The organism is Paenalcaligenes hominis (assembly GCF_041359055.1).
Taxonomy (GTDB): domain Bacteria; phylum Pseudomonadota; class Gammaproteobacteria; order Burkholderiales; family Burkholderiaceae_B; genus Paenalcaligenes; species Paenalcaligenes hominis_A.
The window spans coordinates 413767-431696 of sequence record NZ_JBGJKZ010000001.1; the positions used below are offsets into that span (position 1 = coordinate 413767).

The 17930-nt window shown below is 43.1% G+C and carries 9 protein-coding genes; 7 read left to right on the top strand and 2 right to left on the bottom strand.

Annotated features, from left to right (window positions below; all coding sequences use genetic code 11):
- Nucleotide 1: 1 nt before the first annotated feature.
- Nucleotides 2–3511 (bottom strand): AAA family ATPase, encoded by a 3510-nt coding sequence (locus tag ACBP46_RS01890; protein ID WP_371015040.1) that lies wholly within the window; start codon nt 3509–3511, stop codon nt 2–4.
- Between the two features lie 444 nt (nt 3512–3955).
- Between ACBP46_RS01890 and ACBP46_RS01895 the strand changes: the two genes are divergently transcribed.
- Together ACBP46_RS01895 and ACBP46_RS01900 are read left to right on the top strand one after the other, a co-directional pair.
- On the top strand, nt 3956–5332 hold the full coding sequence (locus tag ACBP46_RS01895; protein WP_371015041.1) for a tyrosine-type recombinase/integrase: 1377 nt from the start codon (nt 3956–3958) through the stop codon (nt 5330–5332).
- A 29-nt stretch (nt 5333–5361) separates the two neighbouring features.
- On the top strand, nt 5362–5652 hold the full coding sequence (locus ACBP46_RS01900; protein ID WP_371015042.1) for a transposase: 291 nt from the start codon (nt 5362–5364) through the stop codon (nt 5650–5652).
- 287 nt (nt 5653–5939) lie between these two features.
- Here ACBP46_RS01900 and ACBP46_RS01905 read toward each other — a convergent pair whose 3' ends face one another.
- Nucleotides 5940–8903: a TrlF family AAA-like ATPase gene (locus tag ACBP46_RS01905; RefSeq protein WP_371015043.1), complete on the bottom strand. Its 2964-nt coding sequence runs from the start codon at nt 8901–8903 to the stop codon at nt 5940–5942.
- A gap of 431 nt (nt 8904–9334) precedes the next feature.
- Here ACBP46_RS01905 and ACBP46_RS01910 point away from each other — a divergent pair, with 431 nt between their 5' ends.
- From ACBP46_RS01910 to ACBP46_RS01930, 5 genes are all read left to right on the top strand, one after another.
- Complete coding sequence (locus tag ACBP46_RS01910; protein WP_371015044.1) at nt 9335–9892, top strand: recombinase family protein; 558 nt, start codon at nt 9335–9337, stop codon at nt 9890–9892.
- 429 nt (nt 9893–10321) lie between these two features.
- On the top strand, nt 10322–12046 hold the full coding sequence (locus ACBP46_RS01915; protein WP_371015045.1) for a type I restriction-modification system subunit M: 1725 nt from the start codon (nt 10322–10324) through the stop codon (nt 12044–12046).
- The gene (locus ACBP46_RS01920; protein WP_371015046.1) at nt 12039–13304 is read left to right on the top strand and encodes a restriction endonuclease subunit S; all 1266 of its coding nucleotides are present in this window, start codon (nt 12039–12041) and stop codon (nt 13302–13304) included. The genes ACBP46_RS01915 and ACBP46_RS01920 overlap by 8 nt, the downstream gene beginning before the upstream one ends.
- 14 nt (nt 13305–13318) lie before the next feature.
- A complete protein-coding gene (locus tag ACBP46_RS01925) occupies nt 13319–14848 on the top strand; it encodes a Fic family protein (protein ID WP_371015047.1) in 1530 nt (509 codons plus the stop codon).
- A 12-nt stretch (nt 14849–14860) separates the two neighbouring features.
- Nucleotides 14861–17929: a type I restriction endonuclease subunit R gene (locus ACBP46_RS01930; RefSeq protein WP_371015048.1), complete on the top strand. Its 3069-nt coding sequence runs from the start codon at nt 14861–14863 to the stop codon at nt 17927–17929.
- Nucleotide 17930 lies beyond the last annotated feature (1 nt).

Genomic DNA, 17930 nt, shown 5'->3' on the forward strand with positions numbered 1-17930 from the left:
ATCAGGTGGGTTGTAGCCGTTTTGCGATCCACGCTTCGTAGCAAAAGAGTTGATGTTTTTGTGCTGCTTGTAGAGCCGTCTGCCAAGCTCTTTTAGCTTGTGGATGACGGTTATTCGCCCGTTCAATGTCACCTTGTAAACAAAGTATTTCTGGCAGAAGCAGATAGGATTGACGTTGGGTGCAAATATGATGTGCTTTATTAAGCAGCTCTTCTGCTACACCTAGTTGACCTGATGCGATAAAAGCATGAGAAACCAAACAAAGGAAAGCATCTTGGCCTAAGGGCAGGTGCTGTTCGATCTGTGTAATCATGGCTTTTAAATCATCCAGCGGCAATAGCGAGCTTGGGTTTAAAAGGCAGGTTGAAACAGTTATATAGGCTTGGGCAATACAATGCCAAATACTTTGCGGCGCATTTTGTACTAAGCTTTGTGCTAGGTGTAGGCTATGAGACAAAAGCTCACTGAGGTCTTGTTGTAGGTAATTAATCCGCAATAGCTGTATATGGCAAAGAGTTAACGAGATTGCTGACCCACTGGATTTTGCTTTTTGTATAGCCTGTTTTATATTTTGACGACTAATATCGAACTTGCCTTGTATTGCTTGAGCTAATGCTAATGAGCTAAAGGCTAAAGCAATAGAGTGTACCCCCAATGTGCTTGAGGCTGGAGCGGGTTCTGCGCTGTGCTGTAGCGCTTGAATCGCTTCTACCAAGAGGCTTTCTGCCTGAAACGCATTGCCTTTCCAGAAGTAGTATTGAGCCTCAGCATAACAAGCCCATCCATACCAGACAATATTACGGTGTTGTAAGGATTGTTTTTGAAGTTGCTTGGCTAGTTGGAGTCCTTCGAGTAACTGACCTTCACTGTGTGTTATTACCCAGCGCCCCCAAATTAGGGTTAAGGCATTGCTTGGGTTTTTATCTTGGTTTCGACTAGCCGCTTTCTCATACGCTGCAATAGTATGAGGAGAAAGAGGGCCATAGTGTGAAATCTGTAAAGAGCCTAGGGCGACATATCCCTCAATCTCATAATGTTGCCGTAGCTCAGAGTCTTCGATATAGCGATAGCTTTGTAGTGCATTTGTGAGGTAATGTTCGGCTTGTTGAGTAAAGCCTTGTTGTAGGGCATCGTGAATTGCCTGTCGCCACCATCGAGTTGCTTCAGCATTTCGAGCTTGGTGCAATTGCTGAGCGATTTGATGTGCAGGGTATTGATGCTCTATAAAAAAATGCGCTAATTTGGTGTAAATCAGCGTTTTGGTTTGTCGGGTTATTACTTGTATCAAGGCCGATTTATGCAGTTGAGAATACACATGGAAATAGGTTTTTTTTGCTTTAATTAAACCCATAATAATAAGCTGATCGAAAGCTGCGCTAGCCTCATCGGGGCTTAAGCCAAGTATTTGTTCTGCCATGGTGTAGGTGGTTTGTTCGACACAAGCACATAAAAAAGCTAATTCCCTGAGCACTTTTGGTGCCGAGTAGAGTTGATTTGAGAGCAAATCCGCAATGCGTGGCACATAGTAAAAAGGCAAACCTAAATGATATAAATGAATCATTTCCTCAATAACCAAGGGGTTACCCATAGCGTGCATTTTTACTTCTTTTTTGACAGCAGCGGGAATCTTTAATGGCCGGCTAAGCGCCTGAATATAATGGTTCGAGTGCGTAGAAGAAAGGGGCTTAATCTCCAACGTGTAATCAAAAAAAGCAGGGTTTTGTTTTTGTCGAGAAATGCAAATCAGCATAACAAGGCCTGCTTCTGAAACGCTTTTCAGGGTCTCTAACAAATAGTATTGAGTGGGGTCATTTAAATCGGCGTTATCCCAAACAATACAAAGTGGTTGCTGTGGGTTTTTGTAATGTTGGAGTAATAGCGTAAGAGATTGCCGTAAGGAGTTTTGGTTTACATTCGAGAGAGGTGTTTTTAAGAGTTGTAATTGAAAGAGAGTTTGCCGAACTTCAATTTCAGTTAATTTTAAATGCTGAGGTGCCTTAATTTCAGCTTTTAGCCATGTGCTGATCGGGTCAAGCTCTACTTGCTGTGAGGACGTTAAAAAGAGAGTGCGACCTTGTCCTCTTTGAATAAGGGTAAGAAGAGACCTGGCAATCTGACTTTTTCCCAAGCCAGCAAGCCCATACAAATGAATAGTAGACAGTGTAGTCAGCGATGATTGCGCGCACCATAACTCATAAAGCGCATCAAACTCGGGCGAGCGGCCATACATACGCTTGACAGTGGGCAGTCGCGGGGCGTTTATATTTAATTCATACCGTCGTTGCTCGCCACATAGAGTAGTAGACACAGACCAGGCCGACATACGTGCCGCTGCTTGTGGGCTAAGTAAAATTTGCCGATGCATAGCTCCCCAAGCAAGTGGAATAATGGCTTGATACATCAAGCCGTCCCCCTGTAAGGCATGGTTTTCCTTGAGTAAACCCGTGTCTGCATGTAATGCAAGGCCAAGCTTAATTTCAGGTGGAACGCTAATTTTACATAGAGTTAACGCGAGATCTATAGCGTATGGAATGGGTCTATCTAACAAAAGAGGATAGCCAAAATGGGCAAATAGAGTAGAGTGATTGTCTGATATCCAGGCGTGATGTTGATTGGCTATTTCCCGAATTTTCTCTTTCCATTCCTGAATTAATAAAAGTGCGTCTTCAGGATCTACTTGGAGGGGGTTCCAAAAGGAGTCCTCAGTCAAGTGTTGCCACGATACTGCGATGGCAACAGTAGCAAATGGTAAATACTGCTCATTCTCTAAAAGACTTGCACGTGATACAGGGCGGCTTTCGAAGGGCTTAAGCAAAGCAAATGTTTCAGCGCTAGGCTGGGATCCGAAAGCATGTTGTAGGCAACTGCTACAGAGCTGATAAGCTAAAAGTGCTGCGTGGTGATCACCGTTTTGCGTGTGAGCCTGAATAATCCAGCGGTGATAGTGTTCTTCATGAGGACTTTGCTGGGACCATTGATGTGCAAGCTTGAGCATGACTTCAGGTTGCGTCTGATACGTTGCTATATAGTCCTGCCTAAAACGTAGCAAAGCTTGTTGGCATCGTAGTTGCCAAGCCATATACCAAGCCTCAAGATCGGGGTGGGAGGACCGTTTTATTGAGCCTAAAAACTCGCCACTAAATAGCAAAGAGTCTGGTGTGCGAGCTTCATCATTAGGCAGGTCAGTTAGCTGAACTAATTGCAAAGCATCCACTGTGAATGTGGTCTGCTGCAGTTGGAGCTGATTTCGATTGCCTAAAGCGACTCGATCTGTGCCTTTATTTAAAGCGGTGCGTAAACGATGCAAGGCATGCCTTAAACGTGAGCGCCCTTGTTCCTCAGCCAGATCAGGCCACAGCATGTCAGCAAGTTGCGTTCGAGTATAAGTTGTGTCTTTCTGTAGACACAGTAAAGCAAGTAGTAGTTTGACTTTATCGTATTGGAGCTCAGCCGTAAGATCTTGCCCATCAACAAACAAACGAAAAGTACCTAGCAATTGAATGTGTATCACTTTTATCGCCCATAAAAAATGACCTAATTGCTCCTCACTTCAACTAAGCCAAGGGTTTTTGTAATAACTTGATTTTATCTGTTATGGATGGAAATACACAGAGGAATGATTTTATAGCTATTTAATAGATACAAGCACAATGCGTCGCTTATTAAAAGAATAATGAACACACCAATGCCTGTGCTATATAAGCTAAGTTTTATAATGAAAGTGTTTTGTCATTTTAAGGATTGCTAAAACAAAAAGCCCAGTCAAACGACTGGGCTTTTTGTTTTAATTCTTTGGTGGCCTTGGGCGGAATCGAACCACCGACACAAGGATTTTCAATCCGTTCTAAGCTAGGTTGAATGAGGTTGAGGTAGGTTGATATTTTTCAATTAAGCTATTGATTTTAAAGATATTTTTTTAAAATAGTCGAGTTTGATAATTAAATTTTGTTCGTGTATGTTGACGTTACTCGCTTACAAACGTGCTTACAGAATGAGATTTAAAATAATGACGCGAATTCGTTTTACAAAAGATCGAATAGAGAAATTTCCCTTGCCACTGGAAAAAACTCAGGAATTCTATTGGGCAGAAGACCCCCGGCATTTGGCTGTGCGAGTCAGTGCTGGCGGTAAAAAGTCATTTATTTTTCAAAGTCGATTTCGTGGCAAAGCACTCCGTATCACGATAGGTAGCGTAACAGATTGGACCGTAGCACAGGCACAAGAGAAAGCTCGTAGTTTGCAGTGCATGCTCGATGACGATATTGATCCGAGGAAAGTACGACAGCAAAAAAGAGAGCAAGAGCTTTTAATCGAACAACAAGAAAGAGCAAATCAGCTGGTAGTTGAAGAAGCTTGGACTGATTACATTCAACAACGTACGCCCCATTGGAGTGAGCTTCAATTAAGAGATCACCTGAGCTTAGCCCAAGCAGGTGGTGAAAGACGTTCGCGCTCTAAAGAAAAATACACAATAGCTGGTCCACTCTTCTCCCTAATGGGTATTAAGTTAAAAGATCTTAATGATGACCATGTATTGGAGTGGGCTAGGCAAGAGGCCCAGACTAGGCCTGGTCGAACACGACTGGGAATTAGATTATTAAAAGCTTTTTTACGTTGGTGTGCATCAGAGCCAAAGTATCGAGATATTGTTCACGTAAATGCTGCAAGCTCAGGTCGTCTTAGAGATGTGCTTGGCAAGCCAGAAAGGAAAACAACTCTGTTGGAAAAAGGGCAGCTCACTTCTTGGTTTAAAGAGGTGTTACAACTGCCAAATGCAGTATTGAGTGCTTATTTACAGATATTACTTCTGACTGGGGCACGACGAAACGAGCTCGCGTCGTTGATTTGGGACGATGTGGATTTTCGTTGGCAGAAAATATGCCTTCGTGACAAAGTGGAGGATATGCGCGAAATTCCCTTAACACCGTATGTGGCTATGTTACTCAAAGGGCTCCCTCGTGCTAGTGACTGGGTGTTTTATAGCGAACGTAGTGCCTCTGGAAAGCTTGTCTCGCCAAATATTACGCATGACGCTCTTTGCGAGAAAATTGGATTACCTAAAATTACTTTGCAAGGGTTACGACGTTCTTTTGCGACGCTAAGCGATTGGGTTGATTTGCCACAGGGGGTTGTTGCACAGATCATGGGGCATAAACCTAGTGCGACTGCAGAAAAATATTATAAATTCAGATCCGTTGATATTTTACGCAGACATCATATTCGTTTTGAACGATGGATCGTTGAGCAAGCTGAGTTGGATTATCCGACCGAAAAGACATTGGTTACTCGTCAGCCGTTAGCAGAGTCAGCTCACGATAGCGTAGTTATGTAGAGACTGTTTTTTACAAAAGAGGATAAGTAATGAAAAAAACAAGGTATACAGAGAGCCAAATTATGTCGATTTTAAAGCAAGCTGAGGATGGCATGTCTGTAGCTGAGTTATGCCGTGAACATGGGATGAGTAGCGCTTCATTTTACGGGTGGCGCACTAAATATAGTGATATAAATATTTCAGCTGTGACTCGTCTCAAAGAGCTTGAAATTGAAAATAAGCTTCTTAGAAAAATGTACGTAGAAGCATGCTTGAGAGCGGAAATTGAGCGTGAGGTTACTGAGAAAAGAAGTAGCTCTATGCATCATAAAGATGAATGAGGTATGGCTGCTATTTGACCCAATGTTAACAGTTAAATAGTATTAGTCTATAGCTTGTAGATGACCACAGACTCAAGCCACTACATAAGCACCCGTTAATCGGAATAAGGCCCCCAGCTCTAAGGGTTGGGGGCTTTTTTCTTTCTTAGGAAGATGTAACCTTGAGTCTAACGATATTATGAAGATGTATTTTCGAGTCCTAAGATAATTGCATATTAAGGTCGAAAATATCTTTAAAGCGTATAAGACTCGATGTGATTAAGGAAACATTGCCGCGTACATCTCAATCATTGACGTATAGAGTACCTACCTTCACGCTCTTTAAAAGCGCGGTCTCCACCTTCAAGCAACGTACATACTGTCTGACGGATTCCCCTCAATCTCGCGTCAATTTCATTATGCTCCAAGGATCCTGAAATGTAGCTGAGCTCTGGATACGTTTGGGAAGAAGACCGCTCAGCGAGCGCAACAATGATTTGTTCAGCATCCGTAGCCACCACCAAGTTCGGGTTATGAGTAACAAGGATTATTTGTCGCTTTTCTTTTGCTTTTCGGATATAGGGTACTAACTGAGAATAGATAGAGGAGTTGTCTAAATTACCTTCGGGTTGATCAATCACCAAGGGACGTCTGTCATCCTCATCCATTAAGAGGTACAGCACTAAAAGTGCAATACCTCTCGTTCCTGGAGATAGGTGCTCTAGCGCTGTGCCGCCATATTTAATTTTATATGTTGTACCCACGTGATCCGTGGAATACATCCAATCTAGTAGTTCGATTAGCTTTAAGCTGGGAGATGCGTACAACCTCATGAACTCTAGTGGGCTTACCAACTGTTCAAATTGATTTATTGCCGTTTCGACCTTCTCTTTATCACCACTTTCCCAAGCTGGTGACAACACATCAATAACAAACTTTTCGATATCATCCTTCTTAGAGGATGCTGAGGGTCGTCGACCATCAAAGAAACGGCTAGCTCTTTCCAGCCAACTAACGTGATCAACTTTATATCCTGCAGTAAGCTCAAATTTCATTTCAGATCCAAGCCGATCAAGTTGTTGTTTCATCGGTGCATACAATTCTTGCAGTCCGTGTTCGTCTTCTGATAAAGCTTGAAAAAACTTTAAATAAAACCGATTTCGCTCTTGGTTTTTTTGTGAGAGTTGAGTTGACAAGAGTCCATCGATTTCGTTGATCTCACGAGTCAAGCGTTGGACTGTTGCTTCCTGGTCATTGATTTGCTTCTGTAAATCTAACAGCCTTTTTCGGTTAGTTTCGTCTTGACTAAGCGACTCTTGTAGCGTCTCAATGCGCATTTTAATGTCATATAAGCTGTTCCCATCTGGCTTGGGAGTATCCTCGCTGCCACGCAGCGTAGTGATAGCCTCTATAATATTTGTCGATAGCATTTGGAGCTCGTCTTCGATAGAAGTGTCCCAGCAAGGCATAAGCGCCTCTTTTTGCTCGTCTGTTATTAAAGATTGCAGCTGCGACGCATTAATTAAGTCTTTAACTTGACGATTGCTCCTCTCCTTTAGTTCCGAATATGATCGGATGAATTCCTCGATGTTGCGTTTATTTCTATTTTTTTCTGATAGATCAAGTTCGATAGCCTTAAGTTGGCCCTGTGCTTCTTCTAGTTGTTTCAGGGATTGGCTGTCGGCAGACTGAACAATGGAAGGCAACTGCTTCTTCATTTCCTGAATTTGTTGGCTAGTTTGGTCGCGGGCCCTAACTTTGTTGGAGCGTTGTTCGATACTTGAGTGAAGCCTGTCTATTTCGCGATGAAGAGAGTAAATCTGCCCTCGAAAATCATCTTGACGAGCTTGTGAGGCTGATTCACGTGCTCCTCTGAGCTCTTCAAACGATGAGTGGTCCTCTTTATGAACCTCGTCCAAATGGGAGAATACAACTTCTTCTATCGCTTTCTGCAACTCTCCGCCTTGATGATCTACGGAGCAAAGGCGTTCTACAAAATCCTGGGAGAGGTACCTAACTAATGGTTTAGCAGTACTATGTGGTTTATCCATGAGAGTACCCTCACTTTTTGATCCTGAGCCCCAGCTTAGCTCTACTCCCATTCCTGACAAGTGAAGTCGTCCCTTGAATATAAAAGATGATTGAGACTGAGAGTCTACAGGTACGCCAGAAGCGAAAGCGATTAAATCGGCAATCGCAGTCTTTCCCGCACCTTTTTCTCCAATAATAGTTACAAGCCCTGAATTGAGCTTAATAGAGGCTTCGTCAAACCAACCATTATCATTTTTAATCTTAATCTCTTTAATAACACGACTGGCATCTGACAATTTTGGATCCGTCGAACCGATGTGAACTCGACATTCAGGTTCCCACAAAATTTGGCGAAGCCCTTCAAATGTTGGGTCCGCTTTGATCCAGCAGTATCGATTATTGTCAGGTTTAAATAGGTTATGAAGTTCATGTGCATCTGAGCCATGTAGGCATGGTTTTAAACTTTTATACATACGCACAATTTCATCAACTGAGATACCAGCTTTAGTCCCTAAATAGTAGGCTCGGTCATTAGGATTCCCAGAGAAGACAAAGTCTGCATTTTTTAATAACTCATCGCGTGTGGCAGAAAAGCCGTCTGTAGGCAACCCGCTTATACCATCCTTACCGTTTGCGATTCCAATAAGAGAGTGGTTTTTGAGCCAGCCCTCGCTATCCAGCCATTTTAAGATGGTTTCGTAGGATGGTTTAAACTGTTCAATTCCAAATTTATAGGCTGCATCGTCATTTGATAAATTTGAACTTTGCGCTCTTGCAAAACTGATCAAATCCTCTCTTATACAACCATAGGAGTGACGTCCTTCATTAGAAGTATACTCAACCTTCAAGTTTCGGAGGGCACGCTTAATTTTTTCCACATGATCTTTAGCAGTTGGGTCTATTAGAATATGGATATTTAGAGCCTTTCCGTCTTTTGTGGCTGGCATAGCTCTTAGTTCTATGTTGGGGATAAGTAAATGTACAGAATTCAGACGTGGGTTATTTTTATCATTTTTCGCTGCTAAGAGTTTCTCGTATCCGTCTATTGACAGGTAATCCGTTACACCAATAACAGCGATTTTTTCTTTTTCAGCTGCCTGCTCAAGACTGTCAACATAATCATCCCAAATTACCCCGGGAAATGACGCACCTAACTTGCTTTCGGGAGTGTGAACGTGCAAATCCCAACGACGCCATTGAGAGCCTTCAGGAAATGTTGACTCTTTAATTGTATTTCTCACTACCTTCCTCCTCCATAGTTTTCTAGCTTAGCCGTACTGTTTGTCTTAGCCTTCTTGAGCGAGTATCTCTTGAGCGCAGCGTATTTCTGTAATGCTTAAGTTTAGTACTCTCTTTCTTCAGCGTTTCCTTGTAAGCTACACCGCACCTAGCCAGCATAAGCGTGTTAAGTTGAAGATCTAGGTGGTAATCGTTTGTAGTGTTACGAGTAATGTTTAACCAGTTGCTTCATTTGTAACATTACAGCATTGAAAGTTGATGAACATAATAGCACTCTAATGTGGTTTTTTAAGGTACGGAAAAGCATATTTGCAACTATCCAGAAAACTACCGTTTTTTGGACGTTCAAGAAATATCTCCGAAAAGCGGTTTTTTGCTTGATTAATGTCCAAAAATCACGTACAAAAATCTATGTCTAATAAAGGTGCGTTTTATGTTAATTGGATATGCTCGAGTAAGTAATCAGGATCAAACTCCAGACTTACAACTGGATGCGTTGAGAGAGGCTGGGTGTGAAGATGTTTTTCAAGAGAAGGTAACAGGAACCAGTCGAGATCGTCCTGAGCTTGCTCTTTGTTTACGCTCTTTAAGAAAGGGCGATACGCTTGTGGTTTGGAAGTTAGATAGGTTAGCGAGGTCTCTTAAAGATCTTGTCGCTATTATTCATGATCTTCAGGGGCGTGATATCGGGTTTAAATCGTTAACTGAAGCTATTGATACAACCAGTCCTAGTGGCCGTCTGGTTTTCCATATTTTTGGTGCGTTAGCTGAGTTCGAGTACAGTTTGATCAGAGAAAGAACATTGGCAGGCTTGCAGGTAGCAAGAGCCCGAGGAAGAAAAGGAGGGCGTAAACCGAAGTTATCTGACGCAGATATTAAAAAGGCTACTGCCATGTTGTTAGACCCTTATATGACGAAAAAAGAAGTCGCTGAGCATTTTAAAGTGAGTAGAACAACATTAAATAGTGCTCTAGCACGCTTAAAAAAATAGCTAAGAGGTGTGGTACAAGTTCATTTTTCTTCTTGACTACTCTGTTCTGAGTAGTAAATTACCTTCAAAACTCGGTCATAAATTAGTGTCTCAAGCCTACTTTGAGTATTTGGTAAAAAATAACCTTGTCACCATAATAATAGGGAGACAAGACAATGCTCCTAATTTTTAGGAGTTTTTATATGCTAATAAGTGTTTTCACCATATTTATATGGTGACAAGTTTTTTAGTACGTTTTTTTATAATTAACAAAAGTTCTTATTATTATGGTGACAAGATTTTTGTCGCCACATAAACAATACAGTGGTAAGTAAAGCTTTTTATTTTTACGATTTATCCGCAGTTTTACCTATCTCTTGATTTTTAAATCATAGGCTTAGTTTGAAGCCCACGATTACGTTGTTCCCTTTGTACATGGACCCCCGTTTAATGAATCAAAAAATCACTCTACAACAACTTGAATCTTTCCTTTGGGAAACCGCAGATATTTTGCGTGGCAACATGGATGCCTCTGAGTTCAAAGACTACATTTTTGGCATGATGTTTTTAAAGCGTCTATCGGATGCTTTTGATGAAGCCAAAGAGGGGGTGATCAAGTACTACACAGAAAACGGTAAAACAGAGGCACAGGCGCTTGAGTTGGCAGAAGATGAGGATGAGTATGACCAGACCTTCTATATCCCGCCTATGGCCCGCTGGGAGGCTTTAAAAGACTTAAAACACGATATTGGTGCTGCGTTGAATAAGGCCACCGAAGCCATCGAGGAATATAACCCCGCTCTAGAGGGGGTATTGGTTTCCATCGACTTCAATATCAAAAATAAGTTGTCTGATAAAAAGCTACGTGATTTATTAAGCCACTTTAGTCGTTATCGTTTACGCAATGAAGATTTTGAGCGTTCAGATTTGCTGGGTACTGCCTATGAGTACCTAATAAAAATGTTTGCGGATAGTGCGGGTAAAAAGGGGGGAGAGTTTTACACGCCGTCTGAGGTTGTGCAGTTATTGGTTAGTTTGTTGAAACCACAGCCCGGTATGCGTATTTATGACCCAACAGTGGGGTCGGGCGGGATGTTAATTCAAACCAGAAACTACTTAGCAAAACACGGTGAAAATCCAGCCAACTTGTCTTTGTTTGGTCAGGAGATGAACCTGAACACGTGGGCGATATGTAAGATGAATATGTTCTTGCATGGTGTGTACAGTGCAGACATTCGTAAAGGGGATACCTTAGGTAGCCCACAGCATACGCAAGACGGTGAGCTGATGACCTTTGATCGTGTGATTGCAAATCCACCCTTTAGTTTAAAAAAATGGGGCAAGGACGAGGCGGACAATGATCCCTATGGTCGCTTTCCCTACGGTACACCACCCAAAGATGCGGGTGACTTGGCCTTTGTGCAGCATATGATTGCTAGCCTCAATGCAGAGGGCATGGCAGGGGTGGTGATGCCGCACGGTGTGCTGTTCCGTGGAGCCAGTGAAAAACGTATCCGTGAAGGCATCCTAAATGATGATTTGCTCGAAGCGGTGATTAGTTTACCTTCGGGCTTGTTCTACGGCACAGGTATTCCTGCTTGTTTGTTGATCATCAATAAAAACAAACCCGCTGATCGTAAAGCTAAGGTGCTCTTTATCAATGGCGAACTCGAGTTTCAAGAAGGCAAAAATCAAAATAGTTTGCGTCCACAAGACATCAAGAAAATCGTGCAAACCTTTGAGGACTTTGCGGAGATCAAACGCTACTCCAAAGTCGCTACCTTAAAGGAAATTGCAGACAACGATTACAACCTGAATATTCGTCGTTATGCCGACACCAGCCCACCACCCGAGATCTTTGATGTGCGTGCGATCTTGCACGGCGGTATCCCTGTACGCGAAGTAGAAAGTGAATATATCCGTGAGGAAATACTGGGAGACTTTGATGTGATGAGCGTCTTTGTACTGCGTGATGCGGATTACTACGAGTTCAAACCTGAGATAGACAGCAAACAGAAAGTTCGTGAGGTGGTTGGAGAGGTATCTTCGGCAGTGATTGAGCAGCTGGAACGTTGGTGGGATAAGTACAGAGTATCGTTGAAAGAACTGGATGCAGAAGTGGCTGAGGCTGAACGAGTGATGAAGGCGTATTTGGTGGAGTTGGGGTATGAGTAGGCAAGTTTCTAATAATTGGAGTGTTGAGCCGATTGGTGATTTTATATCAGTTTTAACCGACTACACCGCGAATGGTAGCTTTGCTGCGCTCAAGGAAAATGTTACCTATTACAGTTCGCCAAACTACGCAGCTCTTGTACGCACCACTGATTTAGAAAAATCAAACTTCGCTCCAGAGCGATTTACAGATAGAAAAGGTTTTGATTTCCTAAGAAAATCAGAGCTTTTTCCGGGTGACATCGTAATTGCAAATGTTGGAAGCGCTGGAAAGGCATATAGAGTTCCAGCTTATTTTCTCCCGATGACTCTTGCACCCAATATGTATCTTGTTAAATTCTCAGACAAGATGCATAAGGACTTTGCTTTTCAGGTAATTACTAGTGATCAGTTTCAAGAAAGTTTACTTGAGAGCTGTGCAAATACAACACTGAAAGCCATTAATAAAAGCAGTTTCCGCAATATCGAAGTAGCGGTACCCCCGCTCCCCGAACAACAAAAAATCGCCGCTATCCTTTCCTCCGTCGATGACGTAATCGAAAAAACTCGTGCACAGATCGATAAGTTGAAAAACCTAAAAACCGGCATGATGCAGGAACTGCTGACCAAAGGCATTGGGCATACTGAGTTTAAGGATTCGCCTGTGGGGCGGATACCTCTTGATTGGAAAGTATTACCACTAGAACTCATTGTCGAAGAGGTTGTTGACTGTGAACATAAAACAGCACCATATGTTGAAAGCTCTGAGTTTCTAGTCGTACGTACCAGTAATGTGCGTGATGGTGAGCTTGTTTATGATGATATGAGATTTACTACTAGTGAAGCTTTTAGTGAGTGGACAAAAAGAGCAGTCCCATCTTATGGAGATGTTTTGCTCACAAGAGAGGCTCCTGCAGGTGAGGCATGTATGGTGCCAGCTGGTGTAAAGCTATGTATGGGACAAAGAATGGTTCTTTTACGCCCAAAAACAGATACGGTTTATCCTGATTACTTTTCATTGTATATAACATCAGAGCTTGCAAAACTAGCTATATATAAACTGTCTGTTGGGACAACAGTAACTAGAATAAATATAGAGGATATAAAAGATATTCCATGTTTAGTGCCTTCTCTTAAAGAACAGAGGGAAATTCAACTTAAAATTTCATCAATACAATCAATGATTAACAAAAGTACATTTTTATTAAAATCTAATGAAAAAATAAAAAAAGCCCTCATGCAAGATCTCCTCACTGGCACAGTCCGCGTCAATGTGGATTAAGAAAAAAGTACATCATGCACACCAACAAACTCCCCATCAATATTGATAACCTTCTCCATCAACGCACCGTGGAAAGTGAGCGTATTGAGTACAAAGAAGGTTGGAACCCTGAGTCCATCTTGCATACGCTGTGTGCTTTTGCGAATGATTTCCAGAACTTAGGTGGGGGCTATTTAGTGATTGGGGTGGCAGAGGTAGATGGTCAGCCCGTGTTGCCTCCCGTAGGCTTATTGCCCGAGCAAATTGATAGTATTCAAAAAAAGCTACTTAATTTGGGTAATTCGGCGATGCAGCCACCTTATCATCCCCTAAGTGCGGTGTATGAGGTGCAGGGGAAGAGCATTTTGGTTTTATGGGCCCCTGGTGGAGAAACACGACCGTATAAAGCCAAAACAAACGTAACGGATAAAAAGTCCGATTGGGCGTTTTATGTGCGTAAACATACCAGTACAGTCAGAGCGGCGGGGGATACGGAACGTGAGCTCTTGTCGTTGACCGCAACCGTACCATTTGATGATCGCTATAGGCAAACGGCTACCTTAGCTGATTTATCACCGACTTTGATCCGTGACTATTTACACGAAGTCGGCAGTGAATTGGCTGTTGAGGCCGCTGAGTTGCCTATGCAGGAACTGGCAGTGCGTATGAACATTGCGGGTGGCCCTCCAGAGGCATTATTTCCTAAGAATGTAGGCTTGTTATTTTTTAATCCCCAGCCCGAGCAGTTTTTTCCAGCTACGCAGATTGATGTGGTGTATTTCCCTGATGGCGCAGGTGGGGATCGCTTTGAGGAAAAAGAGTTTAAGGGGCCCTTAGCGCAGATTACGCGTCAAGCCCTCGGCTTTATTAAAACGCAGTACTTAAAAGAGGCAGTGGTCAAGCATCCGGATCGTGCCGAGGCGGATCGATTCTGGAATTTTCCTTATGCGGCTATCGAGGAAGCGGTGGTCAATGCGGTCTATCACCGTTCGTATGAAATACGTGAGCCCATTGAGATCCGCATTGATGCTCACGAATTAATGGTTTTGAGTTTTCCGGGGCCGGATCGCTCTATCCGTTTAGATGATTTGCAGGTTGGTAAAGCGGTCAGTCGCCGTTATAGAAATCGTCGCATTGGTGAGTTTTTAAAAGAATTAGATTTAACTGAAGGGCGCTCTACGGGTTTGCCAAAGATCTTACGTGTAATGCAGAGCAATGGCTCGCCTATGCCTGTGTTTGAGACGGACGAGGAGCGCAGTTATTTTTTGATTCGGCTGCCTATTCATGTGGGTTTTGCAGAAACAGATCAAGTAACCGACCAAGTAACCGACCAAGTAACCGACCAAGTCGCTCGTTTGTTGAAGGCCTTGCGACAAGGGGATAAAAGCACCAAGGAGTTGATGGCGATCTCGGGTCTAAAGCATCGTCGTACTTTTGTACAAAATCATTTGCAACCTGCAATTTCGAGTGGACTGATAGAAATGACGTTGCCCGAATCGCCTCGTAGTCCTAAGCAAACGTATCGCCTGACCTCATTGGGCAGGCAACTGGTCGTATCACTGTAGATTAGAGTCACTATGTTTAATGATGAAGAAGTCAAAGTAGAGCTCCCTGCCATCGAGCAACTTCAGCAATTAGGTTGGGATTATGTGCCCGGCCCTAGTTTGGCTGCAGAGCGTGGTTCTTTACGTGATGTGGTGTTGGTGCAGCGGCTTGAGGCAGCTTTACGTCGGTTGAACCCGTGGATTAGTGAGGAAAACCTCACTAAAGTGATGCGTGAGCTCACCCATCCAAATCATGCCGCTTTGATGGAGTACAACCAATCCATTTACGATATATTGGTTAATTACCTATCGGTTGAACAGGATTTAGGGCAAGGACGTAGGGGGCAGACGGTCAAGATTATTGATTTTGATAATCCCGCTAATAACGAGTTTCTGTGTACGACTCAGTTTAAGGTGGAAGGGGTAACGCAAAATATCATTCCTGACATGGTTTGCTTTGTAAATGGTCTGCCTTTAGCGGTGATTGAATGTAAGTCGCCCTATGTGGCGGATGCGATTGCCGAGGGTATTAATCAGCTACGGCGCTATGCAAATTTACGAGACCCAGCCAGTGATGAGGGGGCGCAACGGTTATTTTGGTACAACCAGCTCATGGTCAGTACATGCAGGGATCAGGCCAAGGTAGGGACGATTAGTTCTAATGCGCAGCATTACAGTGCGTGGAAGGATGCGTATCCGTATAGTGATGCCGAGGTGAAGCTACAGCTCATGTCATCGGTCGCTAACACTTCTGTCTTGTCAGATTTAAGCATGCCTGCTTATATAGAGCAAACAGCCGTGCCAGGTATGGAGCTGACCGAGCAGCAGCGTTTACTAGCTGGGATGTTTAACAAGGCTAATTTTTTAGATTTGATTCGCAATTTCATCATTTTTGAGCCGATGGATGGGCGTTTGGTGAAAAAAATTGCCCGTTACCAGCAATTTAGAGCGGTGAATAAGGTCATAGAGCGGCTGAAAACGGGTAGAGGTCGTAAAGAAAAGTCTGGGATTATCTGGCATACCCAAGGCTCAGGCAAGTCATTGACGATGGTGATGTTAGCGGTAAAGATGCGTCGTGATCCCGAGCTTCGGCAGTACAAATTAGTTTTTGTGACAGATCGCACTCAACTTGACTCCCAGCTGTCTAATACCTTTAGGGCGGCGCAAAACGAGACTATTTATAACGCCAGTTCGGTAGCGGATTTAAAAGAGCTATTACAGCGAGATTCATCCGATATTGTGACGGCAATGGTGCAAAAATTCCAAGAAGCCGAGGCTGAGGATGATTTTAAGGATCTAAACGTTAGCGACAAGATCATCGTTTTGGCGGATGAGGCGCATCGTACCCAGTTTGGCAATTTAGCGGCCACCATTAACGCCGCTTTACCCAATGCACCAAAAATAGGTTTTACAGGTACACCATTGCTTAAAAGTCAGAAAATGGATCAGGCTTTTGGTGGCTATATTGACCAATACAAGATCAATGAAGCAGTTGAAGACGGTGCGACGGTACGTATTATTTACGAGGGCCGTCAGGTACAAAGCGAGGTGATGGGCAAATCCTTAGATGCGTTATTTGATGAGTATTTTAAGGATTACACGGATGAGGAAAAACGAGAAATCAAGAAAAAATATGGGGTGGAGCGCGCAGTACGCGAAGCGCCCGCACGTATTCGCTGGGTATGTATAGACCTGCTAAATCATTATCGAGAAAAGATTCAACCTGATGGGTTTAAAGGCATGATTGTGGTGGGTAGTCGTTATGCCGCCGTACTATTTAAAAAAATATTAGATGAATTGGGCGCACCACCTTCGGAAGTGATTATCTCTGGCAAGCATAATGATGATGCTATTTACACCCCTTACACCAATGCTGCACATCAAAAACAGGTGATTAGGAATTTCACCAAGCCTTTTGGCGTGGATAAGGAAAAAGAAGATCCAACGGCATTTTTGATTGTAAAAGATATGTTGCTGACAGGTTTTGATGCGCCGATTGCTCAAGTGATGTATATCGATCGTGGCCTAAAAGAGCATACATTAATGCAAGCCATTGCTCGGGTGAATCGTACTTATAAGGGTAAAGAGGTGGGGTACGTGGTGGACTATCATGGGTTGACTGATGCGTTGAAAGAAGCCTTAGAGATGTTCAGCAGTGAAGATGTGGAAGGAGCGTACCATACACTTAAAGATGAAATCCCCAGACTAAAAGCCGCTCATACTCGTGTCGCACAGGTGTTTAGCACACTAAAGAGCGATAATATTGATGACTATGTCTTATTCCTTAAAGATGAAGAGGTGCGCCAGCAGTTTGAGCTAGCTTTTAAGCGTTTTGCGAAACAAATGGATGTGGTGCTACCTGATATGGCGGTTAAGCCATTTTTAAGTGATTTGAAGCTCTGGGGCAAGGTACAAAATGCCGCACGTAACCGTTACCGTGAACCCGAGCTTAATATTGACGATGTGGGTACAAAGGTACGTCAGTTAGTGGAGGATCATATTATTAGCACCGGTGTAAACCCAAAAATACCACCGGTGGATTTGCTAGCGGCGAATTTTAAGCAATCAGTAGATGAGATTAAGTCTCTAGAGTCGCGTGCCTCAGAAATTGAAAGTGCGATTAAACATCATATTACGGTTAACTTGGATGAGGATCCGGAATACTACAAGTCACTTAGCTTACGCCTGCAAGAAATTATTGAAAAGTACAATGGCAAGTGGGATCAGCAGGTAGAGCTACTTTGGGATTTGTGTCATAACATTGAGTCTGAACGTGCTCAAGTGGCCGCTGATTTAGGGCTAACCGATACCGAGTTGGCCTTTTATCATATCTTGATGGCAGAGGTAACTCGCCATAGTGGCGAGGACAGCCTGACTGAAAAAGTACATGATGAAATCAAAATCACCAGTCAAAAGTTAGTTGCTATGTTTGATGAGGCCACGCAGATTGTTGATTTTTTTGACAAGATGGACGAGGTGAGACGCATGAAAAAGGAAATCAAGCGCGCCATTTTAGAGTGCTCCTATAGTGACCCTGCCTTAGTGAAAGTAGTGCAAGATCGTTTTTTAGAGTTAGCTAGAACGCGTTTTGGTAGTAAGTAAT